The 21770-nt window shown below is 66.7% G+C and carries 27 protein-coding genes; 10 read left to right on the forward strand and 17 right to left on the reverse strand.

All coding sequences use genetic code 11. The features are described 5' to 3' along the window. The first annotated feature begins 33 nt into the window (after positions 1–33). A complete protein-coding gene (locus HPS01S_RS14720) occupies positions 34–1755 on the forward strand; it encodes an alpha-D-glucose phosphate-specific phosphoglucomutase (RefSeq protein ID WP_066157587.1) in 1722 nt (573 codons plus the stop codon). A 122-nt stretch (positions 1756–1877) separates the two neighbouring features. Then, positions 1878–2714, forward strand: coding sequence for a c-type cytochrome (locus HPS01S_RS14725; protein ID WP_066157590.1), 837 nt, complete (start codon positions 1878–1880; stop codon positions 2712–2714). Positions 2715–2775: 61 nt separating this feature from the next. On the opposite strand, the gene HPS01S_RS14730 is transcribed toward HPS01S_RS14725, so the two are convergent. From HPS01S_RS14730 to HPS01S_RS14740, 3 genes are read right to left on the reverse strand one after another with little or no spacing between them, the layout of a single operon-like run. Further along, on the reverse strand, positions 2776–3342 hold the full coding sequence (locus HPS01S_RS14730; protein WP_066157593.1) for a DUF2946 family protein: 567 nt from the start codon (positions 3340–3342) through the stop codon (positions 2776–2778). A 9-nt stretch (positions 3343–3351) separates the two neighbouring features. Then, positions 3352–4350 carry a YheT family hydrolase gene (locus HPS01S_RS14735; RefSeq protein ID WP_066157597.1) on the reverse strand — a complete coding sequence of 333 codons (999 nt, stop codon included), beginning with the start codon at positions 4348–4350 and terminating at the stop codon, positions 3352–3354. A 2-nt stretch (positions 4351–4352) separates the two neighbouring features. Next, on the reverse strand, positions 4353–4790 hold the full coding sequence (locus HPS01S_RS14740; RefSeq protein WP_066157599.1) for a YybH family protein: 438 nt from the start codon (positions 4788–4790) through the stop codon (positions 4353–4355). Positions 4791–4862: 72 nt separating this feature from the next. On the opposite strand from HPS01S_RS14740, the gene HPS01S_RS14745 reads away from it, so the two are divergent. The 3 genes from HPS01S_RS14745 to HPS01S_RS14755 are packed head-to-tail and all read left to right on the forward strand — an operon-like array spanning position 4863 to position 6897. Further along, complete coding sequence (locus HPS01S_RS14745) at positions 4863–5462, forward strand: LemA family protein (RefSeq protein ID WP_066157602.1); 600 nt, start codon at positions 4863–4865, stop codon at positions 5460–5462. Continuing rightward, positions 5459–6364 carry a TPM domain-containing protein gene (locus HPS01S_RS14750; RefSeq protein ID WP_066157606.1) on the forward strand — a complete coding sequence of 302 codons (906 nt, stop codon included), beginning with the start codon at positions 5459–5461 and terminating at the stop codon, positions 6362–6364. Before HPS01S_RS14745 ends, HPS01S_RS14750 begins: the two co-directional genes overlap by 4 nt. Before the next feature lie 5 nt (positions 6365–6369). Beyond that, positions 6370–6897, forward strand: coding sequence for a TPM domain-containing protein (locus HPS01S_RS14755; RefSeq protein ID WP_066157610.1), 528 nt, complete (start codon positions 6370–6372; stop codon positions 6895–6897). Positions 6898–6900: 3 nt separating this feature from the next. Here HPS01S_RS14755 and HPS01S_RS14760 read toward each other — a convergent pair whose 3' ends face one another. The 10 genes from HPS01S_RS14760 to HPS01S_RS14805 all read right to left on the reverse strand — a co-directional run bounded on the left by HPS01S_RS14760 (position 6901) and on the right by HPS01S_RS14805 (position 14992). Continuing rightward, a complete protein-coding gene (locus tag HPS01S_RS14760; protein ID WP_066157769.1) occupies positions 6901–7479 on the reverse strand; it encodes a Crp/Fnr family transcriptional regulator in 579 nt (192 codons plus the stop codon). 120 nt (positions 7480–7599) lie between these two features. Beyond that, a complete protein-coding gene (locus HPS01S_RS14765) occupies positions 7600–8016 on the reverse strand; it encodes a F0F1 ATP synthase subunit epsilon (RefSeq protein ID WP_066157615.1) in 417 nt (138 codons plus the stop codon). A 67-nt stretch (positions 8017–8083) separates the two neighbouring features. Beyond that, positions 8084–9490: a F0F1 ATP synthase subunit beta gene (gene atpD, locus HPS01S_RS14770; RefSeq protein ID WP_066157619.1), complete on the reverse strand. Its 1407-nt coding sequence runs from the start codon at positions 9488–9490 to the stop codon at positions 8084–8086. A gap of 45 nt (positions 9491–9535) precedes the next feature. Beyond that, a complete protein-coding gene (gene atpG, locus HPS01S_RS14775; protein WP_066157621.1) occupies positions 9536–10402 on the reverse strand; it encodes a F0F1 ATP synthase subunit gamma in 867 nt (288 codons plus the stop codon). A gap of 29 nt (positions 10403–10431) precedes the next feature. Further along, positions 10432–11988, reverse strand: coding sequence for a F0F1 ATP synthase subunit alpha (gene atpA / locus HPS01S_RS14780; RefSeq protein ID WP_066157623.1), 1557 nt, complete (start codon positions 11986–11988; stop codon positions 10432–10434). Between the two features lie 61 nt (positions 11989–12049). Next, positions 12050–12580 (reverse strand): F0F1 ATP synthase subunit delta, encoded by a 531-nt coding sequence (locus HPS01S_RS14785; protein ID WP_066157626.1) that lies wholly within the window; start codon positions 12578–12580, stop codon positions 12050–12052. 46 nt (positions 12581–12626) lie between these two features. After that, on the reverse strand, positions 12627–13097 hold the full coding sequence (locus HPS01S_RS14790; protein WP_066157630.1) for a F0F1 ATP synthase subunit B: 471 nt from the start codon (positions 13095–13097) through the stop codon (positions 12627–12629). A 124-nt stretch (positions 13098–13221) separates the two neighbouring features. Beyond that, complete coding sequence (gene atpE, locus HPS01S_RS14795) at positions 13222–13473, reverse strand: F0F1 ATP synthase subunit C (protein ID WP_066157632.1); 252 nt, start codon at positions 13471–13473, stop codon at positions 13222–13224. A 79-nt stretch (positions 13474–13552) separates the two neighbouring features. Further along, positions 13553–14431, reverse strand: coding sequence for a F0F1 ATP synthase subunit A (gene atpB, locus HPS01S_RS14800; protein ID WP_066157634.1), 879 nt, complete (start codon positions 14429–14431; stop codon positions 13553–13555). A 24-nt stretch (positions 14432–14455) separates the two neighbouring features. Beyond that, on the reverse strand, positions 14456–14992 hold the full coding sequence (locus HPS01S_RS14805) for an ATP synthase subunit I (RefSeq protein ID WP_066157635.1): 537 nt from the start codon (positions 14990–14992) through the stop codon (positions 14456–14458). Between the two features lie 243 nt (positions 14993–15235). Between HPS01S_RS14805 and HPS01S_RS14815 the strand changes: the two genes are divergently transcribed. Genes HPS01S_RS14815 through HPS01S_RS14830 form a run of 4 tightly spaced genes read left to right on the forward strand, consistent with a single transcriptional unit; the run spans position 15236 to position 17970 of the window. Beyond that, entirely contained in the window at positions 15236–15520 is a 285-nt protein-coding gene (locus tag HPS01S_RS14815) for a YbeD family protein (protein WP_066157640.1), read from the forward strand. 7 nt (positions 15521–15527) lie between these two features. After that, positions 15528–16220, forward strand: coding sequence for a lipoyl(octanoyl) transferase LipB (lipB, locus tag HPS01S_RS14820; protein ID WP_066157643.1), 693 nt, complete (start codon positions 15528–15530; stop codon positions 16218–16220). 30 nt (positions 16221–16250) lie between these two features. Further along, positions 16251–17264, forward strand: a complete 1014-nt coding sequence (gene lipA, locus HPS01S_RS14825; protein ID WP_066157646.1) for a lipoyl synthase — start codon at positions 16251–16253, stop codon at positions 17262–17264. Between the two features lies 1 nt (position 17265). Then, complete coding sequence (locus tag HPS01S_RS14830; RefSeq protein WP_066157649.1) at positions 17266–17970, forward strand: AraC family transcriptional regulator; 705 nt, start codon at positions 17266–17268, stop codon at positions 17968–17970. Between the two features lie 25 nt (positions 17971–17995). Here the strand turns inward: HPS01S_RS14830 and HPS01S_RS14835 are convergent, their stop codons facing one another. Next, positions 17996–18361 (reverse strand): carboxymuconolactone decarboxylase family protein, encoded by a 366-nt coding sequence (locus tag HPS01S_RS14835; RefSeq protein ID WP_066157652.1) that lies wholly within the window; start codon positions 18359–18361, stop codon positions 17996–17998. Positions 18362–18459: 98 nt separating this feature from the next. Here HPS01S_RS14835 and HPS01S_RS14840 point away from each other — a divergent pair, with 98 nt between their 5' ends. After that, a complete protein-coding gene (locus HPS01S_RS14840; RefSeq protein ID WP_066157655.1) occupies positions 18460–19302 on the forward strand; it encodes a DMT family transporter in 843 nt (280 codons plus the stop codon). A 4-nt stretch (positions 19303–19306) separates the two neighbouring features. Here HPS01S_RS14840 and ptsP read toward each other — a convergent pair whose 3' ends face one another. The 3 genes from ptsP to HPS01S_RS14855 are packed head-to-tail and all read right to left on the reverse strand — an operon-like array spanning position 19307 to position 21763. Beyond that, the gene (ptsP, locus tag HPS01S_RS14845; RefSeq protein WP_066157658.1) at positions 19307–21082 is read right to left on the reverse strand and encodes a phosphoenolpyruvate--protein phosphotransferase; all 1776 of its coding nucleotides are present in this window, start codon (positions 21080–21082) and stop codon (positions 19307–19309) included. Next, a complete protein-coding gene (locus tag HPS01S_RS14850; RefSeq protein ID WP_066157661.1) occupies positions 21079–21348 on the reverse strand; it encodes an HPr family phosphocarrier protein in 270 nt (89 codons plus the stop codon). The genes ptsP and HPS01S_RS14850 overlap by 4 nt, the downstream gene beginning before the upstream one ends. After that, on the reverse strand, positions 21317–21763 hold the full coding sequence (locus HPS01S_RS14855) for a PTS sugar transporter subunit IIA (RefSeq protein WP_066157664.1): 447 nt from the start codon (positions 21761–21763) through the stop codon (positions 21317–21319). The genes HPS01S_RS14850 and HPS01S_RS14855 overlap by 32 nt, the downstream gene beginning before the upstream one ends. Positions 21764–21770 lie beyond the last annotated feature (7 nt).

Consider the following 21770-nt stretch of genomic DNA (forward strand, 5'->3'; position numbering starts at 1 on the left):
CGGAACGCCATTGCCATCCCCTCAGGAGCCCCCATGAGCATCCAGACTGTCGCCACCACCCCGTTTGCCGGCCAGCTGCCGGGCACCTCCGGCCTGCGCAAGAAGGTCACCGTGTTCCAGCAGCCGCACTACCTGGAGAACTTCGTCCAGGCCCTGTTCGACGTGCTGCACGGCGACGCGCCGGCCGCGGGCCAGACCCTGGTGCTCGGCGGCGACGGGCGTTTCCACAACCGGGCGGCGGTGCAGACCATCCTGAAGATGGCGGCCGCGCGCGGCTACGGCCGGGTGCTGGTCGGCCAGGGCGGCATCCTGTCCACGCCGGCCACCAGCGCCGTCATCCGCCGCCGGGGCGCCAGCGGCGGCATCATCCTCTCGGCCAGCCACAACCCCGGCGGCCCCGACGGCGACTTCGGCATCAAATACAACGCCACCAACGGCGGCCCAGCGCCCGAGAAGCTGACCCAGGCGATCTACGAACGCACGCAGACGCTCGGTCAGTACCGCCTGAGCGACGCCCCCGACATCCCGCTCGACGCCCTGGGCACGCACATGATGGAAGGCATGGCGATCGAGGTGATCGACCCCGTCGCCGACTACGCCGCGGTGCAGCGGGAGCTGTTCGATTTCGGCGCCATCCGCCGCCTGTTTGCCAGCGGTTTCCGCCTGCGCTACGACGCCATGTGGGCGGTCGGCGGGCCGTATGCCAAGGCCATCATCGAGGGCGAGCTCGGCGCCCCGGCCGGCACCGTGGTCAACGCCGAACCGAAGGAGGATTTCGGCGGTTTGCACCCCGACCCCAACCCGGCCTACGCCGACGACCTGATCGCCCACCTGATGGCGCCCGACGCGCCCGACATGGGGGCGGCCTCCGACGGCGACGCCGATCGCAACATGATCCTCGGCCGCGGCTTCATCGTCTCACCGTCGGACAGCCTGGCCGTGCTCACCGCGTACGCCACCAAGGTGCCGGGCTACGCCAGCGGCCTTGCCGGCGTGGCGCGTTCCATGCCTACCTCCACCGCCGCCGACCGGGTGGCGAAGGCGCTGGGCATCGCCTGCTACGAAACGCCCACGGGCTGGAAGTTCTTCGGCAACCTGCTGGACGCCGGCAAGGCCACGCTCTGCGGTGAAGAGAGCTACGGCACCGGCTCCAACCACGTGCGCGAGAAGGACGGCCTCTGGGCGGTGCTGTTCTGGCTCAACCTGGTGGCGACCACCGGCCAGTCGGTCGAGCAGCTGGTGCGCGGGCTGTGGACCGAACACGGCCGCTGCGTCTACTCGCGGCACGACTACGACGGCATCCCCACCGAACAGGCCAACGCGCTGATGGCCGAACTGCGCGCGCAGCTGCCGACGCTGGCCGGCCAGACCTTCGATGGGCATCGTCTGTCGCCGGGCCGCCCCAAGACAGACGGCGCCCCCTCGGGGGGCAGCGAACCTCGCGAAGCGGGGAGCGTGGGGGTGACCATTTCGTGGGCCGACGACTTCGCCTACACCGACCCGGTGGACGGCTCGGTCAGCCAGAAACAGGGCGTGCGCGTGGTGCTGGAAGACTCCTCGCGCGTCGTGTTCCGCCTCTCGGGCACCGGCACCGAAGGCGCGACGCTGCGCGTCTACCTGGAACGCCACGAACCCGACGCGTCGCGCCACGACGTGCCCGCGCAGGAGGCGCTGGCGCCGCTGGTCGCACTCGCCCGCACCCTGGCCCGCATCGAACACCACACCGGCATGGCGCAACCCACCGTCATGACCTGATCCCCTGCCCCAGCGGGGCCGCCAGGCAGCGGGCCGTCAGGGTCGGCTGGCTATAATTCGCGGCTATTTGCCCTGTGCAGGGGCCCCACCCCCAACAGACCGACTCGCCATCCGAGGAACCCATGAGCGACCACGCGCACGACTCCCACACCGGCCCGATCAAAACCCCCGCCCAGTTGCTCTGGACGTCGTTCTTTTTCTTCGTGGCACCCGTTTTCGTCATCATCGGCCTGGTGTACTACGTCACCTCGGACACCAAGCCGGCCGCCGGCGCGGTCGACCCCGAGCTGGCCACGGCCATGCGCATCCAGAAGATCGGCTCGGTCGAGCTGCGCGACGCCAACCGTCCGCTGGCCACTGGCGAAGCGGTCTACACCGCCCAGTGCTCGGCCTGCCATGCCACCGGCGCCGCCGGTGCTCCCAAGTTCGGCGACGCCGCCGCCTGGGCCCCCCGCATCGCCACCGGTTATGAGGCCCTGCTGAACTCGGCCCTCAAGGGCAAGAATGCCATGGGTGCCCAGGGTGGTGGCGCGTTCAGCGACGTCGAGATCGGTCGCGCCGTGGTCCACCTGGCGAATGCCGCCGGCGGCAAGTTCGCCGAGCCGCAGGCCCCGGCAGCAGCCGACGCCGCGGCTGCTCCGGCCGCTGAAGCCGCTCCCACGGCTGCGCCCGCTGCCGCCCCGGTGGCCGCCGCGCCCGCTGCTGCGGCCGTGCCTGTCGCCGGTGCTGGCGAGGCTCTGTACAAGCAGGCTTGCTCGGTCTGCCACGCCGCCGGTGTGGCCGGTGCGCCCAAGTTCGGCGACAAGGCCGCCTGGTCGGCCCGCGTCGGCCTGGGTCTGGACGGTCTGACCACCAGCGCCATCAAGGGCAAGAACGCCATGCCGCCCAAGGGCGGTTCCACCGCCTCCGACGCCGACATCAAGGCCGCCGTCGAGTACATGCTGGCCGCTGTCAAGTAAGACGCAGCGCCCCACGAACAAGCCGGTCACTTGACCGGCTTTTTTGTTGCCCGCGCCGTGCTCAGGCCCAGGGGCCCGGCCCCAGGGCGCGCTGCGGGCTCCTCACGAACGCCCAGCGCTGCGGCATGCTGTCCGCCGCCACCGGCTCGGGCTGCCAGAGACCCTGCTCCACCTGGTCGGCGGCCTGCGCCATGTCGCTGGTGTGCACGAGGCCCAGGCCGAGGGCGGTCACGAGGTACAGGCGCCCGGCCTCGTCCAGCAGGGCGCGCTCCACGGCGCCGGCCGGCGCACCGGTGTGGGCCAGCACCGAGCCGTCGGGCTGCAGGCGCCAGATCCAGGGTGTGGCTTCGAGTTCCACATAGACCCGCTGCGGTCCGTTCTGGAAAAACCACCGGCCCTGTTCGTCGGGCATGTAGTTGCGGCCGATGAAGGCGATCAGCTTGTCGTGCAGCAGGCGCGAGCCCTTGACCGGCGCCACGCCTTCGCTTGGTTCAGCGGCGAAGGGGCCGGCGCGCTGGCAGCGGTCGTCGCGCATGTACCAGTCGCCACGCGCGTCCAGCCCCAGCCAGCCATGGCAGTCGGGCACGTTGGGCCATTTGGCGAGCGCGGCCTTGACGATGTCGTCCACGGGGTGTCCTCAGCGGTGGGCCAGCAGCCAGTGACCGACCGCCGCCGGCATGGCCATCACGTGGCCGGGCAGGCCCAGGGGCGGCAGGGACACGGGAAATCCCACGTGCCCGCCCTGCGCCGGCTGCCAGAGCGTGACCTGGGGACCGGCCTGGCGCGGTGTGGGCAGGGAGTCGGCGGGCACGAAAGGGTCGTTGAGCGCATTGAGCGCCAGCGCCGGCACGCGGATGTCGCTGAGCACCGGCTTGGCCGACGCGCGGGCCCAGTAGTCGTCGGTGTCGCGAAAGCCGTGCAGCGGTGCGGTGAAGAGGTTGTCGAACTGGTAGAGGTCGCTCGCGGCCAGCAGCGCCTCGCGGTCGAACAGGCCCGGGTGCTGCTCCAGCTTCTTCAGCGCCTTGGGCACCATGGTGGAGAGGAACATGCGGGTGTAGACCAGCCGGTTGAAGCCGCGCCCGATGGCGTGACCGCCCGCGGCCAGATCCAGCGGCGAACAGACGGCGGCCACCGCCCGCACCGTGCGCCCGGCCTCGGTGCCCATCTCGCCGGCCCAGCGCAGCAGCGCGTTGCCCCCCAGGGACACCCCGGCCGCCAGCAGCGGGCGCCCCGGGTGTGTGGTGGCGAAGCGGCGGAGCATCCAGTCGATTTCCTGGAAATCGCCCGAGTGGTAGGCGCGCGGTGCCAGGTTCAGCTCGCCCGAGCAGCCCCGGAAGTGCGGCACGGCCAGCACCAGGCCTTCGCGGGCTGCGAAGTCGGCAAAGGCCACCGCGTACTGGCTGGCCGAGGAGCCCTCCAGCCCGTGGAACAGCACCAGCAGAGGCGCATCCGGCGACGCCGCGTGGGTGGTGGTGTCCACGTCGACGAAGTCGCCGTCGGGGGTCTGCCAGCGTTCCCGCCGCCATTGCGGGGCGGCACCCGCATGGCGCCGCGCAAACAGCGCTGCCCACAGGGTCTGGGCGTTGCCACCCGGCAGCCACCAGGGAGCCGTGTAGTCGAAAGCTGGGGCCGCCATGCTCAGTGCAGCACCGGCGGCGTGCTCAGGGCGTCCGCCGGCTCGTTGCGACTGCCCGGGCTGGCGTGGTGGGCCACCATGCGCCAGCCGTGCACGGTCTTGGCATACACGTTGGTGGCCAGCACCCAGGCGTGTGCCGGTCCGTCGTCGCTCATCACCTCGATGCGTTCGATCACGCTGTGCACGCTGCAGCCACCGGCGTCGATGCGGCGCGCCCGCTCGGGTTGCACGCGCACGCCGCCATTGGCCAGCAGGGCCTCGAACGCCGCCCGGACGGCAGAGTGGCCGACCAGGCGCTGTCCGCCCGGGTGCACGCAGACGATGTCCTCTTCATCGGCCCAGCAGGCCATCAGGCGCTCCAGGTCGCCCTGGTGCAGGGCCTCGTAGAAAGCGGCTTCGGTGTCGTCCGCGGTGCCGGGGGAGAACTTGGGGCGGGGCATGGAGGGTGCAGGGACGTGGTCAGAGACTCAAATGCGGGCACTATGATAGGTCTTTGCCCCGCAGGAGTGACCATGAAGCGCCGTCTGTCCCTCGCCTCCCTCGTGCTCGCCGCCACCCTCGCACTGTCCGGCTGCGGATACAACGAGTTCCAGAGCCTGGACGAACAGAGCAAGTCGGCCTGGGCCGAGGTGCTCAACCAGTACCAGCGCCGCGCCGACCTCATTCCCAACATCGTCGCCACCGTCAAGGGCGAGGCGAACTTCGAGCAGGAGACGCTGACCAAGGTGGTCGAGGCGCGCGCCAAGGCCACGTCGATCCAGGTCACGCCCGAGATGCTCAGCGACCCCGAGGCCATGGCGAAGTTCCAGGCCGCGCAGGGTGAACTGGGCAGCGCGCTCAGCCGCCTGATGGTGGTGGTCGAGCAGTACCCCAACCTCAAGGCCAACCAGGGCTTTTCCGATCTGCGCGTGCAGCTCGAAGGCACGGAGAACCGCATCACCGTGGCGCGCAACCGCTACATCGAAGCGGTCCAGTCCTACAACGTGCTGACCCGCAGCTTCCCGACCAACCTCACCGCCATGGTCTTTGGCTACAAGACCAAGGAGGGCTTCCAGGTCGAGAACGAGGCCGCCATCAGCGCGCCGCCCAAGGTCGACTTCAACAAGCCATGACGCTGCGCCGGGTCCGCGCGCTCGGCCTGGGCGTGCTCTGGCTAATGTGGGGGGCGCTGGCCTGGGCACAGGCCGTGCTGCCCGTGCCCGAGCTGCGCAGCCGCGTGATCGACCAGACCGGTACGCTTGACCCCGCCCAGCAGACCGCGCTTGAGTCCCGGCTGGCCACTTTCGAGACCCAGCGCGGCACCCAGATCGTGGTGGTGCTGGTGCCCACCACGCAGCCCGAAGACATCGCCGACTACACCCAGCGGCTGGGCGATGCCTGGAAGCTCGGGCGACAGGACGTGGGCGACGGCGTACTGTTCGTGGTGGCCAAGAACGACCGGCGGGTGCGCATCGCCACCAGCAAGACGCTGGAGGGGGCGATTCCCGACCTGGTGGCCCGCCGCATCATCGACCAGGCGGTCACGCCCGCCTTCCGCCGCAACGACTTCGCGGGCGGCATCGAAGCCGGCATCGACCAGATCATGGTCCGCCTGTCCGGCGAGAACCTGCCCCTGCCCGAGGCCGGGGGTGGCGCTGAAGAGACGGGCTTCGCGCCCATGGACCTGCTGATCTTCCTGGTCTTTGCAGTGCCGATGTTCTCGGCCGTGCTGCGCAGCCTGTTCGGCAACAAGCTGGGCACCCTGCTCACCGGCGCGGGCGCGGGCGCCATCGCCTGGGTGCTCACTGCGGTGGTCTGGATCGCCGTGGGCGCCGGCCTGCTCGCCATGCTCGCCGCGCTGTTCCTCCAGATGCTGCCGTCCATGCCATCGTCAGGGCGCGGGCGACGCGGTGGCGACTGGGGCGGCGGCGGTTTCGGCGGGGGCAGCCATGGTGGAGGATGGAGCGGCGGCGGAGGCTTCAGCTCGGGCGGTGGTGGCAACTTCGGTGGCGGCGGCGCCTCCGGCAGCTGGTGACGGCCATGAACAAGCTGTTTCGGATCCTCCGGCACCGCTGGCTGGACAGCCGCGATTCGCGCCGACTGATTCCCGACGACATGGCGCATCGGCTGTCCCGACGCATCACCGCCAGCGAGGCGCGCCACAGTGGCGAGATCCGCCTGTGCGTCGAGGCCGCCCTGCCGCTGTCCTACCTCTGGCGGCTCGGGAACGAGACCTCCGTTCGCGTGCTGGCGCGGGAACGGGCCGTGAGCTGGTTCGGCCGGCTGGGCGTCTGGGACACGCAGGACAACAACGGCGTGCTGATCTACCTGCTGCTGGCCGAACGGTCGATCGAACTGGTGGCCGACCGCGGTCTGAGTGCACGGGTCGACCAGGCGCGCTGGCAGGCCATGGTGGACCGGCTGGCCGGTCGGCTGCACCAGGGGGCCTTCGAAGACGGCCTGACCCAGGCCCTGGAGGAAGTGTCGGCGCTGCTGGTGGAGTTTTTTCCGGCCCAGGCCGGTGGGCCCAACCCCAACGAACTGCCCGATCTGGTGGTTCGGGCCTGAGACTCAGCCTTCCCCGGAACTGCGGCCACCGCGACCGGTGCGGCTGTTCATCACCACCTGCAGCTCCTGCTGCAGGGCCTTGTTCATCTGAGCGAAGGTGCGCAGCTTGCGCGTGGTCTCGCGCAGGCGGTCGGCCATGCGTTTGGAGATCGCGAGCAAGAGGCGGGCCCCGACCGCCGGGTCGGCCTTGAGCAGGCGCCGCAATGCAGCCCGGGACAGCACGGCGGCCGCCACATCGGTGATGGCTGCGCAGGTGGCCGACCGTGGCGAGCCGTCCAGCACCCCCATTTCACCGATGAGATGCCCCGGACCGATCACGTTGACCACCATGCTGCCATCGGCGCCGGGCATCTCGCTCTCGACCGAAATGTCGCCTTCCAGGATCAGCATCATGTAGTCGTTGCCGCGCAGCTCCCCCTCGTGGATGAAGACCGTCCCCGCGGAAATCAGCTGCGGTTTCATGTAACCCACCACCCGCTTGGCATCGGCCAGCTTCAGGTCATCCAGGGCCGAAGGCGTGACGAGCAGGCGGGCGGCCACCTCTTGAGGCGGCAGGTCCGGTCGTTCGGAAATCGAGGACATGGGCATGGGCGTCCGGAATTCAGAGTGGAGATGATTTCACCAGCATCCCCGACAGGCCACAGGGCGACAAAAAAAAACCGGCTGATGCCGGTTTTCTTCATGAGGCGTCCGCGGGGCAGATCACTTTTTCTGACGGTACTTGCGCAGCGCCGCGATCTGCGCCGCCATGACCGCGAGCTCCGAGGTGGCTTTGGCCAGATCAATGTCGCTCTTGGCGTTCTTGACAGCCTCTTCGGCGGCCTTGCGGGCCTCGCTCGCCTTGGCCTCGTCCAGGTCGTGGCCGCGGATGGCGGTGTCCGACAGCACGGTCACGCAGTTGGGCTGCACTTCCAGAATGCCGCCGGCCACGAACACGAACTCTTCGCCGCCGTCGGCTTTTTCGATGCGCACGGCACCGGGCTTGATGCGCGTGATCAGCGGAATGTGGCCGGGCAGGATGCCCAGTTCACCCGCCTCACCCGGCAGGGCCACGAACTTGGCCTCGCCGGAGAAGATGGACTCTTCGGCGCTGACCACATCGACGTGGATGGTGCTCATATTGACTCCTGTGAAAAGGGAAAAGGTGGCTCGGTGGGCGGGCGCCGGCGGACGGCGCCCTGCGCCATCAGGCGACCTTCTTCGCCTTCTCGAAGGCCTCGTCGATGGTGCCGACCATGTAGAAGGCCTGCTCGGGCAGGTGGTCGCACTCACCGGCGGTGATCATCTTGAAGCCGCGGATGGTTTCGGACAGCGGCACGTACTTGCCGGGCGAGCCGGTGAACACCTCAGCGACGTGGAACGGCTGCGACAGGAAACGCTGGATCTTGCGGGCGCGGGCCACGGCCAGCTTGTCTTCCGGCGCCAGTTCGTCCATGCCCAGAATGGCGATGATGTCGCGCAGTTCCTTGTAGCGCTGCAGCGTGCCCTGCACGGCGCGGGCGGTTTCATAGTGGTCCTGACCCACGACCAGCGGGTCCAGCTGACGGCTGGTGGAGTCCAGCGGGTCCACGGCGGGGTAGATACCCAGCGCAGCGATGTCACGGGACAGCACCACGGTGGAGTCCAGGTGGGCGAAGGTCGTGGCGGGCGACGGGTCGGTCAAGTCATCGGCCGGCACGTACACGGCCTGGATGGAGGTGATCGAGCCGACCTTGGTGGACGTGATCCGCTCTTGCAGGCGGCCCATTTCTTCGGCCAGTGTCGGCTGGTAGCCCACGGCGGACGGCATGCGACCCAGCAGGGCGGACACTTCGGTACCGGCCAGGGTGTAGCGGTAGATGTTGTCCACGAAGAACAGCACGTCACGGCCTTCGTCACGGAAGGACTCGGCGATGGTCAGACCGGTCAGGGCCACGCGCAGACGGTTGCCCGGGGGCTCGTTCATCTGACCGTAGACCATGGCCACTTTCGATTCAGCCAGGTTCTCCAGGTTCACGACGCCGGAGTCGGCCATCTCGTGATAGAAGTCGTTGCCCTCACGGGTGCGCTCACCCACGCCAGCGAACACGGACAGACCGCTGTGCGCCTTGGCGATGTTGTTGATGAGCTCCATCATGTTCACGGTCTTGCCCACACCGGCACCACCGAACAGACCCACCTTGCCACCCTTGGCGAACGGGCAGACCAAGTCGATCACCTTGATGCCGGTTTCCAGCAGCTCTTGCGAGGGGGACAGTTCGTCGTAGGCCGGGGCCTTGCGGTGGATTGGAGCGGTCAGGCTCTGGTCGACCGGGCCGCGCTCGTCGATGGGCTGGCCCAGCACGTCCATGATGCGGCCCAGGGTGGCCTTGCCCACCGGCACGGTGATGTTGGCGTTGGTGTTGGTGACCACCATGCCGCGGCGCAGACCGTCGGACGAACCCAGTGCAATCGTGCGGACCACGCCGTCGCCGAGCTGCTGCTGGACTTCCAGCGTCAGTGCGGAACCTTCCATCTTCAGGGCGTCGTAAACGCGCGGCATCTGGTCGCGGGGGAATTCCACGTCCACGACGGCGCCGATGCACTGAACAATCTTGCCTTGTGCTTGAGACATGATGTGTACCTTTGAGTTTCTCTAGATTTCAGTTGAGCGCCGGGGTCAGACCGCCGCAGCGCCGGCCACGATTTCCGACAGCTCTTTCGTGATGCCGGCCTGGCGGGTCTTGTTGTAGACCAGCTTGAGTTCGCTGATGACGTTACCGGCGTTGTCGGTGGCAGCCTTCATGGCCACCATGCGGGCCGACTGCTCGGACGCCATGTTTTCCGCCACAGCTTGGTAGACCTGGGCTTCGATGTAGCGCAACAGCAGCTCGTCGATGACGGTGGCCGCGTCGGGTTCGTAGACGTAGTCCCAGTCACGACCCTTGTTGCCTTCCTGCAGGTCAGCGGCCGACAGAGGCAGCAGCTGCTCGATCACGGCTTCCTGCTTCATCGTGTTGATGAAGCGGGTGTAGCACACGTGAACCGAGTTGATGCGACCTTCGGTGTACGCGTCCAGCAGCACCTTCACCGGGCCGATCAGCTTGTCCAGGTGGGGGGTATCGCCCAGGCCGACGGCGCTGGAGACCACTTTCGCACCGATGCGGTTGAGGAAACCCAGGCCTTTGTTGCCGATGGCCACGGCTTCCGCGCCAACGCCCCGGCCCTGGAAGTCCTTGAGCTGGTTGGTCAGCGCGCGAAGCACGTTGGTGTTCATGCCACCGCACAGGCCCTTGTCGGTGGTCACGACGACAAAACCGGCGGTCTTGGCGTCGTTGGTCTCCATGAAGGGGTGCGTGTACTCGGGGTTGGCCTTGCTCAGGTTGCCAGCGATCTGGCGCACCTTTTCGGCGTAAGGCCGGGCCGCACGCATGCGGTCCTGCGCCTTGCGCATCTTGGAAGCGGCCACCATTTCCATGGCTTTGGTGATCTTCTTGGTGTTTTCCACCGATTTGATCTTGCCGCGAATTTCCTTGCCTGCTGCCATTGCTGCTCCTTAGCTCGTCAATGGACGGTTCAGTAGGTACCGGTCTTCTTGAAATCGGCGATGGCGGCGAGCAGCTGGGCTTCAGCGTCCTTGTCCATGGCCTTGTCGTTGTCGAGCTTGGCCACCAGCGCAGCGTGCTTGTCTTTCAGGAAAGCGTGCAGACCGCCTTCGAAGGCCAGCACCTTCTTGACATCGATGTCGTCCATGAAGCCCTTGTTCACCGCGAACAGCGAAGCGGCCATCAGGCTGATGGGCAGCGGGCTGTACTGGGCCTGCTTGAGCAGTTCGGTCACGCGGGCGCCGCGGTCCAGCTGCTTGCGGGTGGCTTCGTCCAGGTCGGAAGCGAACTGCGCAAACGCAGCCAGCTCGCGGTACTGGGCCAGGTCGGTACGGATACCGCCGGACAGCGACTTGATCAGCTTGGTCTGGGCTGCACCACCGACGCGCGACACCGAGATACCGGCGTTGATGGCGGGACGGATACCGGCGTTGAACAGGTTGGTTTCCAGGAAGATCTGGCCGTCGGTGATCGAGATCACGTTGGTCGGCACGAAAGCGGACACGTCGCCGGCCTGCGTTTCGATGATCGGCAGTGCGGTCAGCGAACCCGTCTTGCCCTTGACTTCACCCTTGGTGAAAGCTTCGACGTAGTCGGCGTTCACGCGGGCGGCGCGCTCCAGCAGGCGGCTGTGCAGGTAGAACACGTCGCCGGGGTAGGCTTCGCGGCCCGGCGGACGGCGCAGCAGCAGCGAGACCTGGCGATAGGCCACGGCCTGCTTGGACAGGTCGTCGTACACGATCAGGGCGTCCTGGCCGCGGTCGCGGAAGTACTCGCCCATGGTGCAGCCGGAGTAGGCCGACAGGTACTGCATGGCGGCGGACTCGGAAGCCGAGGCGGCGACCACGATGGTGTACTCCATGGCGCCGGCCTGTTCCAGGGCGCGCACCACGTTCTTGATGGACGACGCCTTCTGGCCGATGGCGACGTACACACAGGTCATGTTCTGACCTTTTTGGTTGATGATCGCATCGATCGCCACAGCGGTCTTGCCGGTCTGGCGGTCGCCAATGATCAGCTCGCGCTGGCCACGGCCGACGGGCACCATCGAGTCGATCGACTTCAGACCGGTCTGCACCGGCTGGTCCACCGACTTGCGTGCGATCACGCCAGGAGCGACCTTCTCGATCACGTCCGTCATCTTGGCGTTGATGGGGCCCTTGCCGTCGATCGGCTGACCCAGGGCGTTGACCACGCGGCCCACCAACTCGGGACCCACCGGCACTTCCAGGATGCGGCCCGTGCACTTGACGGTGTCGCCTTCGGAGATATGCTCGTACTCACCCAGAATCACGGCGCCGACGGAGTCGCGCTCGAGGTTCAGGGCCAGACCGAAGGAAGGTACGCCGTCCTTGTTGGCCGGGAATTCCAGCATTTCGCCCTGCATCACGTCCGACAGGCCGTGGATGCGAACGATACCGTCGGTGACGGACACCACGGTGCCCTGGTTGCGCACATCGCTGGACGCGCCCAGACCCTGGATGCGGGATTTGATCAGTTCAGAAATTTCGGCGGGATTGAGCTGCATGACTCTTTCCTTCTTTCGTTAATTGGGATGAGGTCGCGTCCGAGCGGCGGGGCAGACGGCTTCAAGCCGTCAGCGCTACTTTCATTTGTTCCAGGCGGGCCTTGATGGAGGTGTCCAGCACTTCGTCACCCACCACCACACGCACGCCACCGATGAGCTCGGGCTGCAATTGGACTTGCAGGTTGAGCTGGCGCCCGAAGCGCTTCTCCAGCACACCCGACAACTCGGCCAGAGCAGACGGTTCGATGTCGAAGGCGCTGTAGACCACGGCATCAAAGCGGCCCTGCTGGGCGTTCTTGAGCACGCGGAACTGGGCAGCGATTTCAGGCAGCGCCGCGACGCGACCATTCTCGATCACCGTGCGCAGGAAGTTCTGGCCCATCTCCGGCAGCGCGTTCTTGAGCACGCCGGTGATGACGTCGAACACCTGGGTCGGCGAAGACTGAGGCGCTTCGGCGAACTGGCGCAGCTGCTCGTTACCAGCAACAGCAGCCAACTCGTCGAGCCAAGAGGCAACGCCCGCAGCATCGGCGCCAGCGGCCTTGAACAGGGCGTCAGCGTAGGGACGGGCAATGGTGGCGATTTCGGCCATGTTCTACCTTCGTATGCCGGGGTTCAATCGGAACGTGGGCCTGGGGTCAGAGCTCGGTCTTCAGGCGCCCCAGCAACTCGGCGTGAACACCGGCGTTGACTTCGCGCTTGAGAATCTGCTCGGCACCCTTGACGGCCAGCGCGGCGACTTCCTCGCGCAGGGCTTCACGGGCCTTGACGACCTGCTGCTCGGCTTCCTGACGGGCGGCGGCGACGATCTTGGCAGCCTCTTCCGTCGCACGGGCCTTGGCTTCCTCGATCACAGTCTGTGCACGGCGCTCGGCGTCGGCCAGACGGGTGGCTGCCTCGTTGCGGGACTGGCTCAACTCAGCCTCGACACGCTTGTTGGCCACGGCCAGTTCGGACTTGGCCTTCTCGGAAGCGGCCAGACCTTCGGAAATCTTCAACGCACGCTCATCGAGCGCCTTGGCAATCGGGGGCCACACGAACTTCATCGTGAACCACACCAGGATCGCAAAGACGATGGCCTGCGCAAAGAGGGTTGCATTGATGTTCATCGCAACGCCTTTCTGTGTGTGAACGGGAGTGGAGACGCAATTGCTGCGGCACCGACGACATCCGGAAGGAGGGGACGATGTTCATCGCCCCACCGCATGCCGCCGCGCACGGCAGCAAGACCCATTAAGCAGCCAGCTGGAAGGGGTTGGCGAAGGCGAACAGCAGAGCGATGGCCACGCCGATCAGGAAGGCGGCGTCGATCAGACCGGCCAGAATGAACATCTTGGTCTGCAGGTCGTTCATCAGCTCGGGTTGGCGAGCGGAGGATTCCAGGAACTTGCCACCCATCAGGGCGATACCGATAGAGGCGCCAATGGCACCCAGGCCGACGATGAGACCGCAAGCCAGAGCAACCAGACCCAGAACGTTTTCCATGATGACTCCTTAAGAGATTGAGAGTTGAAAAGAAAGGAAGGAACCGAAAGAACTAGAGAGCGAGGTGAAACCGCGCAACTTAGTGAGCGTCATGCGCTTGACCCAGATAAATCAGGGCCAGCATCATGAAAATGAACGCCTGCAAGGTGATGACCAGAATGTGGAACAAGGTCCACACCGTGCCTGCGATCAAGTGTCCGACGAAGAAAAGTCCACCCGAGAGCGAGAAGGCGGCGAAACCACCCAGCAGCGCAATCAGCATGAACACCAGTTCACCCGCGAACATGTTGCCAAACAACCGCATGCCGTGCGAAACCGTCTTCGCCACGAACTCGATCATTTGCATCAGGAAGTTGGTCACGCCCAGCAGCAGTGCCCAAACAGGATTTTTGGAAGTACCAAAGGGAGCCGTCACCAACTCGTGCGCCCAGCCACCCAGGCCCTTGATCTTGATGTTGTAGAACAGGCACATCAGCAGCACAGAGACGGACAGACCCAGCGTGGTCGACAGATCGGCGGTCGGCACTACCCGAAGGTAGGCGTGATGAGGATCGTGGCCGGTCGCTGCGTAGTACTCGGTCCACAGGCGGGGCAGCAAGTCCACCGGCAGCATGTCCATGAAGTTCATCATGAAGATCCAGCAGAACACAGTCAGCGCCAGCGGGGCGACCAGCTTGCGGCTGTTGGCGTTGTGGATCACACCCTTGGCCTGGCTGTCGACCATCTCGACCAGCATCTCCACTGCGGCCTGAAAGCGCCCCGGCACGCCCGCATGCGCCTTGCGCGCCGCCAGCCACAGCATGAAGCAGACAAAGGCGCCCAGCACCGAACTGAAAACCACGGAGTCGATGTTGATCACCGAGAAGTCAACGATGAACCCTTGCTTGTGGTTCGTCAGATGGGTCAGGTGGTGGCGGATGTACTCGCCAGGGGTAGGACCGATACCTTCAGCAGCCATGTTCGTTGCACCAATCAACGGAAATTAATGTGGGCGCCTGGTTTGGAACCACAGCCCAAACCAGTACACCTTCAGCGTCAAAACCAACCCGGCCAGCAAACCCAGCCAACTGAGATCAGGGACCAGCACCGGCGCCGACCACAGCATGGCCACCACCAGCAACACCTTGACCCCTTCCCACAACAGGAAGCCAGCGAACGTGGCCCGCGAATGTCCCGGCATCAGACGGGACAACGCACTGGAGGTCAGACCGTAGGCCATCAATGCCGTCGGAATGAACACCGAAGCCGCGCCGTAGAGCACCGACAGAGCCAGCGACATCTGGCGCAAAAACAGCCAGACCAGCAACCCCGACATCGCCCCCACCAGCACCTGCACCCCCACCAGACGCCAGACAGATAGTTCCGGCTGACCAGCGCGCCACTGATGCGCCTGTTCACGCGTCAGTGGCTTGAATTCGGGTTCTTGCTCCCCATCTTCCCATCCGTGCCCCGATTTGGCCTCTGTCTGATCGGCCGGCAATGGCTGCCCGTCTTTGTCGGGCCCGGGCATTGTCGGCATGGCAGATTACAAACGGTTTACAGGTGTGCGAAGGTTCGCAAAGCCTCTCATTATACGTAGAAACCCCAAACCAACGTCAATCGTTCTGCGCTGACCAAGGACTTGACGCGCGCGACCATAATGGTGCGCGTCCCTCGGGCAGACCTCTGCTGGCCCCGTGCCCGCCAGCACATGCGCCGAAGGACGATCTGAAAAATTCTCACTTTGATGCAGCCAGGGCCGAGCCCGTGCTGCGCACGCCCCATGGACCTGCCACGAGACATTCCGCCAGAACAGTCGCTCATCGAGTACCCCTGCCGATTTCCTATCAAGGTGATGGGGGCCAACGTCGAGGGCTATGTCTCGGCCATGGTTGCGGTGGCGCAAGCCTTCGACCCCGGCTTCGACGAGGCCACGATCGAACACCGTCCGAGCAAGGCCGGCAACTACCTGGGCCTGACGCTCACGGTGTACGTCACCAGCCGGGAGCAGCTGGACGAGGTGTACCGCACCCTGACCACCCACCCCATGGTCAAGGTCGTCCTCTGATCCGCTCATGATCGTCCGACCGCTGGGGCGCGTGGACTACGCGCCCACCTTCGACGCCATGGTGGCCTTCACCGAATCGCGGTCGGCACAGACACCCGACGAGTTGTGGATCTGCGAGCACCCACCCGTGTTCACGCAAGGCCTGGCGGGCAGGGATGACCACCTGCTGGCGCCGGGCGACATTCCGGTCGTCAAGACCAACCGCGGTGGCCAGGTGACCTACCACGGCCATGGCCAGGTCGTCGCCTATCCGCTGATCGATCTGCAGCGCGCGGGCTACTTCGTGAAGGAGTACGTCTACCGCATCGAAGAGGCGGTGATCCGCACGCTGGCCCACTTCGGTGTGACTGGCCACCGTGTTGCGGGCGCCCCCGGCATCTACGTGCGGCTGGGCGACCCAACCGGCCATACCCCTTTGCCGCAGCGGCCGCAGAAACGCACGCAAGGTTCACCAGCCCCAGAACCCGATTTCACCGGCCTGGGCAAGATTGCAGCGCTGGGCATCAAGGTCAGCCGGCACTGCACCTACCACGGTGTCGCTCTGAACGTGACCATGGACCTGCAGCCCTTCTGGCGCATCAACCCATGTGGTTATGCAGGCCTGCAGACGGTCGATCTTTCTACAATAGGGGTTGCCGTTTCATGGGATGAAGCGGCCAGGGTGCTGAGCAACCAGCTCGGCGCCCTTCTCGGCCCCTGACCACCAACGCGCGCCGACCGCGCCCCTGCCATGACCCGCCCCGACACCCCCGCGGCCGACGCCCACACCGTCCGCGAAGCCCAGCCCGCCGCCCAGTACGACGCCACCGCCAAGCAGAAGAGCCAGGCGAAGACGGCGCGCATCCCGATCAAGATCGTGCCGGCCGAGGTGCTCAAGAAGCCGGAGTGGATCCGCGTCAAGGCCGGTTCGCCGACCACGCGCTTCTATGAAATCAAGGACATCCTGCGCAGCAACAAGCTGGTAACGGTGTGCGAGGAGGCGAGCTGCCCCAACATCGGCGAGTGTTTCGGCAAGGGCACGGCGACCTTCATGATCATGGGCGACAAGTGCACGCGCCGCTGCCCGTTCTGCGATGTCGGCCATGGACGCCCCGATCCACTGGACGTGGACGAGCCGGAGAACCTGGCCAAAACCATCGCCCAGCTCAAGCTCAAGTACGTGGTGATCACCAGTGTGGACCGCGACGACCTGCGCGATGGCGGTGCGGGCCACTACGTGGCCTGCATCCAGCGCACCCGCGAGCTCTCTCCCGGCACACAGATCGAGGTGCTGGTGCCCGACTTCCGCGGTCGCGACGAAAAGGCGCTGGACATCATGGCGGCCGGCCTGCCCGACGTGCTCAACCACAACCTGGAGACCGTGCCGCGCCTGTACAAGGAAGCGCGCCCGGGCTCGGACTACCAGTTCAGCCTGAACCTGCTCAAGAAATTCAAGCAGCGTTTCCCCGGCATCCCGACCAAGAGCGGCCTGATGGTCGGACTGGGCGAGACCGACGAAGAGATCCTGGACGTCATGCGCGACATGCGCGCGCACGACATCGACATGCTCACCATCGGCCAGTACCTGGCGCCCAGCGGGCACCACCTGCCGGTGCGCCGCTACGTGCACCCCGACACCTTCAAGATGTTCGAGGAAAAGGCCTACGAGATGGGCTTCACCCACGCCGCCGTCGGCGCCATGGTTCGGTCCAGCTACCACGCCGACCAGCAGGCGCACGACGTGCTGAACAACCCCAGGACCTGACATGGCCGGCGCGCACGACGCTCTGTCGGTGCGCCACTACGGCGCCTCGCCGGGTAGCCATGCGCACGACCACTTCCAGATCCTGCTGGGTCTGGAGGGCTGGCTGGAGCTGGAGGTCGACGGCCGCGGGCGACGTGTCGGCACTGGCGACGGGGTGGTGATTGCGCCAGGCCTGCGGCACGACTTTGAATCGACCCGGGGCGCCCGCTGCCTGGTGCTGGACTCTTCCAACATGGGCTGGACCCGGCTGGACCGCACCGCCCCCCTGCCGGACACCTTGCCGCTGGCTCGCTACCTGGCGTCGGCCTGCGCATCGGGTCTGGTTCGGGCCCGCCAGCTGGGGCCGGCATTGCTGCTGGAAGCCTGGGCGCCGCCCGCGCTGCCCAGACGCTCCCGGCGCGCCATCGACTGGCAGAGTCTTCAGGCCTGGGCGCTGAAGGCAGTCGACGAGCGGCTGTCGGTGGCCGATCTGGCCACGCGCACCCATCTCAGCCCGGCCCAGTTCACCGAACGCTGCCAGCAGGAACTCGGCCAGAGCCCCATGGCCTGGCTGCGCAGCCTGCGGCTGGACCGCGCGCGGCACCTGCGCGCGCAAGGACTGCCCGTGGCCGAGGTCGCCCGGCGCTGCGGCTACCGCTCCCCGTCCGCCCTCACCGCGGCGCTGCGGAAGCAAGGCGAGCCGACACCCTCGAACGCCGACGATTGACCCGCGCCGCGCGACGACAGCCTGACTAAGCTCTCGCGTGCAGGTCCTGAGGCGCCATCTTCTCCCAGGCGGCGATGGCCTCGGCCGCATACATCAGCGCCGGACCGCCGCCCATGTAGACGCAGACGGACAGCATCTCTTCCAGTTCGGCGCGCGTGCAACCCAGTTGCACCAGCGCCTTGACGTGAAAGCCGATGCAGCCCGAACAGCGCTGGGTGACGGCGATCGCCAGCGCCACCAGCTCCTTGTGTTTGGCACTGAGCGCGCCGTCGGTAATGGCCGCCTTGGCCAGCTGTCCGAAGCCGGCCATTGCGTTGCCCTGGGTCTTGCGGAACGGCGCCAGACTGGCATTGATGTCGCGCATCAGGTCGTTGTGATTGAAAGTGCTCACGTGCAGGTCCTGTAAAAAATACCCCATGCAGTATCAAATAAGTCCCATGTCCCTGACCTTGTCCTTGATCAAGCAACCGGTCGGAAAGGCGTGAGCCAATGAGTGCCAACCTGCTCGCGCTGGGCGCCGTCGCCCTCTGGGGCTCTCTGGCCGCGCTGGGCGTGGCGCTGTCCCACGTCCCGCCCTTCCTGCTGACCGGCCTGTCGCTGCTGATCGGCAGCCTGATCGCCCTGCCGCTCTCGCGCTTCGACTGGCGTCGCTGGCGGGTGCCGCCGGCGACGCTGGCCCTGGGCGTGTACGGCCTGTTCGGCTTTCACTTCCTGCTCTTCATCGCGCTGCGGCACGCGCCGCCGGTGCAGGCCAACCTGGTGAACTACCTGTGGCCGCTGGGCATCGTCGTGATGGCGCCCCTGTTTCTGCCCGGGACGACGCTCACCGGACGCCACATCCTGGCCGCCCTGCTGGGTTTCGGAGGTGCCGCACTGGCCATCCTCGGACGCAGCGGCACGGCCGATGCCATCTGGGCGTGGGGCTACCTGCCCGCCGCCGGCTCGGCCTTCATCTGGTCCAGCTACTCGCTGCTGACCAAGCGCGTCGCGCCGTTTCCGACCGCCGCCATTGGCAGCTTCGCCCTGGTGTCGGGCCTGCTTTCGCTGCTGTGCCACGCGCTCATGGAACCGGCGGTGTCGCTGACCACGCAGGACTGGGTGCTGATCGCCCTGCTCGGCCTGGGGCCGTTGGGCGGTGCCTTTTTCCTATGGGACGCGGCGCTCAAGCGCGGCGACGCGCGCCAGATCGGTGTGCTCAGTTTTCTCACCCCGCTGCTGTCCACGCTGACCCTGCTGGGGGTGCGCGGCGAGGCACCGAGTCTGTCGGTCGGGATGGCCGCTGCCCTGATCATTGGCGCGGCGGTGCTGGCCACGCGGCGGTCGGCGGCCTGAGGGGTCAGTCGGCCATCAGCGCGGCCGGATCTTCGGCCGCCAGCACGCTCTGCGCCCAGGCCGTCAGCTTGCCGGTGTCGCATCGCAGAATCTGCTGCTTGACGGCCAGAATCTGCGAGGGGTGCATCGAAAAGCTGCGCAAGCCCAGCCCGAGCAGCAGACGCGTCATGCCGACATCGCCCGCCATCTCGCCGCACACACTCACGCCCTTGCCCTGCGCACGGGCCTGCGCGATGGTGTTGGCCACCAGATGCAGCACCGCCGGGTGCACCGGGTCGTAGAGGTGCGCCACCGCCTCGTCGGCGCGATCGATCGCCAGGGTGTACTGGATCAGGTCGTTGGTGCCGATGGAGAGAAAATCGAAGTGGCGCAGGAACAGCGGGATCGTCAGCGCCGCGGCAGGCACCTCAATCATGGCGCCCAGCCGCACCGGGCCGTGAACCACCCCCAGGGCGTCGAGCTGTGCCCGCGCCTTGTCGACCAGCGCCAGCGTCTGGCGGATCTCGCTGGCGTGGGCCAGCATGGGCACCAGCAAATTGATCGGGCCGAGCGCCGCCGCTCGCAGGACGGCGCGCAGCTGCGCCAGGAACATCGCCGGGTCGGCCAGGCTCCAGCGGATCGCGCGCAAGCCCAGCGCGGGGTTGAGGTGGTCCTCGCCGGCGCGCACCGGGGTGCGGTCCAGCGGCTTGTCGGCACCGACGTCGACCGTGCGAATCGTGACCGGCAGCCCCTGCATGCCCTCGACGGCCCGGCGGTAGGCGGCGTACTGTTCTTCCTCGTCGGGCAGCTTGCCGTTGCGGCCCATGAACAGGAACTCGGTTCGGAACAGTCCCACGCCCACGGCGCCAGCCTTGAGCGCCGCGGCGGCGTCCTCGGGCTGCTCGATGTTGGCCAGCAACTCGATCTTCTGGCCATCCAGCGTCACGGCCGGGGTGTTCTTCAGACGCGAGAGCCGCTCGCGCTCGACCTCACCCTGGCGCTGCTTGAAGCCGTACTCGGCCATCAGGATGGGCGACGGGTCGACGATCACCACACCGGCGTCGCCATCAATGATGACCCAGTCGTCCTGGTTGATCAGGTGACTGGCCGAGCGCGCCCCGACCACCGCGGGGATGTCCATGCTGCGCGCGACGATGGCGGTGTGGCTGGTCTTGCCGCCCACGTCGGTGACGAAGCCGGCGAACACGCTCTGCTTGAACTGCAGCATGTCGGCCGGCGACAGGTCGTGCGCGATCAGCACCAGGGGCACGTCGACCGAGGGATCGAAGAGGGTACCGTTGGGCTCGCCCTCGTCCGCGGGAGGCAGTGGCGCGGCGACGGGCGAAGCCACACCGCGCATCATGCGCAGCATGCGTTCGACCACCTGCTCCAGGTCGGCCTTGCGCTCGCGCAGATAAGGGTCCTCCATCTCGTCGAACTGGCGCGCGATCACCTCCAGCTGGGTGGTCAGCGCCCACTCGGCGTTGTAGTGGCGCTCGGTGATCCAGTGCTTGACGCCGCTGGTGAGCTGCTCGTCCTGCAGCAGCATCAGGTGCACATCCAGCAGCGCGCTCAGCTCCGGGTGCGCGTCTTGTGAACCCAGCTCATCCAGGCTGGCCTGGACCTTCTCGATCTCCTCGACCACACCGTTGCGGGCCCGCCGCAGGCGCTGGATCTCGGCCTCGACCTGATCAGGCTTGACGAAGTAGTGGGCGACGTCGATGCGGCTGGACGCCACGATCACCGCCCTCCCGATGGCAATGCCCCGGGAGACCGCCAGACCGTGGACGGTGAAGCTCACTCGCCTTCCCCGAACTTGTCGTTGATCAGCGCCACGATGGCATCCATCGCGGCCTGCTCGTCCGGGCCGCTGGTCTCGATTTCGACCTGGCTGCCCACCCCGGCGGCCAGCATCATGACGCCCATGATGCTCTTGGCGTTGATGCGGCGGTCCCCCTTGGACATCCACACCTCGCACTGGTGGCTGCCGGCCAGCTTGGTGAGCTTGGCCGAAGCGCGGGCGTGCAGGCCCAGCTTATTGCTGATGGTCGCGGTGGTCTTGATCATGTGTGGTTCTTCTCGCCTGATTCTGTGGTGCCGTCACGGCCACCTGGATCACACCCTGCGTGGCCCCCACCATGGCGCGCGAGACCAGCGCGTCCAGCGACTCGTGCCGGTACGACACGGTGCGCAGCAGCATCGGCAGATTCACGCCGGCGATCAGCTTGGAGCGCACACCGTCGACCAGCTTGTGCGCCACGTTGCAGGGCGTGGCACCGAACACGTCGGTCAGCACCAGCGTCTGCGGCGTGTCCAGCTGCCGCATGAGGATGCGCGCCTGGGCCAGCGACTCTTCGGGGGGAGCATTGGGCATGACATCCAGGGCCGACACCGCATTCGCGCTGTCGGGAAACACGTGCAGCACGCAGGCCCGCAGGGCCGAAGCCAGCGGCGCGTGCGCAACGATGAGGATGCCGTTCATCGTTCGG

Source organism: Hydrogenophaga pseudoflava NBRC 102511, assembly GCF_001592285.1.
GTDB classification, from domain to species: Bacteria; Pseudomonadota; Gammaproteobacteria; order Burkholderiales; family Burkholderiaceae_C; genus Hydrogenophaga; species Hydrogenophaga pseudoflava.

What these genes read in the sequence shown, in the direction of transcription:
- HPS01S_RS14790 (WP_066157630.1), bottom strand. Translation starts at nt 13,097, where the DNA reads ATGAACATCAATGCAACCCTCTTTGCGCAGGCCATCGTCTTTGCGATC.
- HPS01S_RS14855 (WP_066157664.1), bottom strand. Translation starts at nt 21,763, where the DNA reads ATGAACGGCATCCTCATCGTTGCGCACGCGCCGCTGGCTTCGGCCCTG.
- HPS01S_RS14815 (WP_066157640.1), top strand. Translation starts at nt 15,236, where the DNA reads ATGGACCTGCCACGAGACATTCCGCCAGAACAGTCGCTCATCGAGTAC.
- HPS01S_RS14755 (WP_066157610.1), top strand. Translation starts at nt 6,370, where the DNA reads ATGAACAAGCTGTTTCGGATCCTCCGGCACCGCTGGCTGGACAGCCGC.
- lipB (WP_066157643.1), top strand. Translation starts at nt 15,528, where the DNA reads ATGATCGTCCGACCGCTGGGGCGCGTGGACTACGCGCCCACCTTCGAC.
- HPS01S_RS14830 (WP_066157649.1), top strand. Translation starts at nt 17,266, where the DNA reads ATGGCCGGCGCGCACGACGCTCTGTCGGTGCGCCACTACGGCGCCTCG.
- atpE (WP_066157632.1), bottom strand. Translation starts at nt 13,473, where the DNA reads ATGGAAAACGTTCTGGGTCTGGTTGCTCTGGCTTGCGGTCTCATCGTC.
- HPS01S_RS14750 (WP_066157606.1), top strand. Translation starts at nt 5,459, where the DNA reads ATGACGCTGCGCCGGGTCCGCGCGCTCGGCCTGGGCGTGCTCTGGCTA.
- atpB (WP_066157634.1), bottom strand. Translation starts at nt 14,431, where the DNA reads ATGGCTGCTGAAGGTATCGGTCCTACCCCTGGCGAGTACATCCGCCAC.
- HPS01S_RS14765 (WP_066157615.1), bottom strand. Translation starts at nt 8,016, where the DNA reads ATGAGCACCATCCACGTCGATGTGGTCAGCGCCGAAGAGTCCATCTTC.
- HPS01S_RS14850 (WP_066157661.1), bottom strand. Translation starts at nt 21,348, where the DNA reads ATGATCAAGACCACCGCGACCATCAGCAATAAGCTGGGCCTGCACGCC.
- HPS01S_RS14735 (WP_066157597.1), bottom strand. Translation starts at nt 4,350, where the DNA reads ATGGCGGCCCCAGCTTTCGACTACACGGCTCCCTGGTGGCTGCCGGGT.
- atpG (WP_066157621.1), bottom strand. Translation starts at nt 10,402, where the DNA reads ATGGCAGCAGGCAAGGAAATTCGCGGCAAGATCAAATCGGTGGAAAAC.
- HPS01S_RS14720 (WP_066157587.1), top strand. Translation starts at nt 34, where the DNA reads ATGAGCATCCAGACTGTCGCCACCACCCCGTTTGCCGGCCAGCTGCCG.
- atpD (WP_066157619.1), bottom strand. Translation starts at nt 9,490, where the DNA reads ATGTCTCAAGCACAAGGCAAGATTGTTCAGTGCATCGGCGCCGTCGTG.
- atpA (WP_066157623.1), bottom strand. Translation starts at nt 11,988, where the DNA reads ATGCAGCTCAATCCCGCCGAAATTTCTGAACTGATCAAATCCCGCATC.
- HPS01S_RS14785 (WP_066157626.1), bottom strand. Translation starts at nt 12,580, where the DNA reads ATGGCCGAAATCGCCACCATTGCCCGTCCCTACGCTGACGCCCTGTTC.
- HPS01S_RS14740 (WP_066157599.1), bottom strand. Translation starts at nt 4,790, where the DNA reads ATGCCCCGCCCCAAGTTCTCCCCCGGCACCGCGGACGACACCGAAGCC.
- lipA (WP_066157646.1), top strand. Translation starts at nt 16,251, where the DNA reads ATGACCCGCCCCGACACCCCCGCGGCCGACGCCCACACCGTCCGCGAA.
- HPS01S_RS14805 (WP_066157635.1), bottom strand. Translation starts at nt 14,992, where the DNA reads ATGCCGACAATGCCCGGGCCCGACAAAGACGGGCAGCCATTGCCGGCC.
- HPS01S_RS14760 (WP_066157769.1), bottom strand. Translation starts at nt 7,479, where the DNA reads ATGTCCTCGATTTCCGAACGACCGGACCTGCCGCCTCAAGAGGTGGCC.
- HPS01S_RS14840 (WP_066157655.1), top strand. Translation starts at nt 18,460, where the DNA reads ATGAGTGCCAACCTGCTCGCGCTGGGCGCCGTCGCCCTCTGGGGCTCT.
- HPS01S_RS14745 (WP_066157602.1), top strand. Translation starts at nt 4,863, where the DNA reads ATGAAGCGCCGTCTGTCCCTCGCCTCCCTCGTGCTCGCCGCCACCCTC.
- HPS01S_RS14725 (WP_066157590.1), top strand. Translation starts at nt 1,878, where the DNA reads ATGAGCGACCACGCGCACGACTCCCACACCGGCCCGATCAAAACCCCC.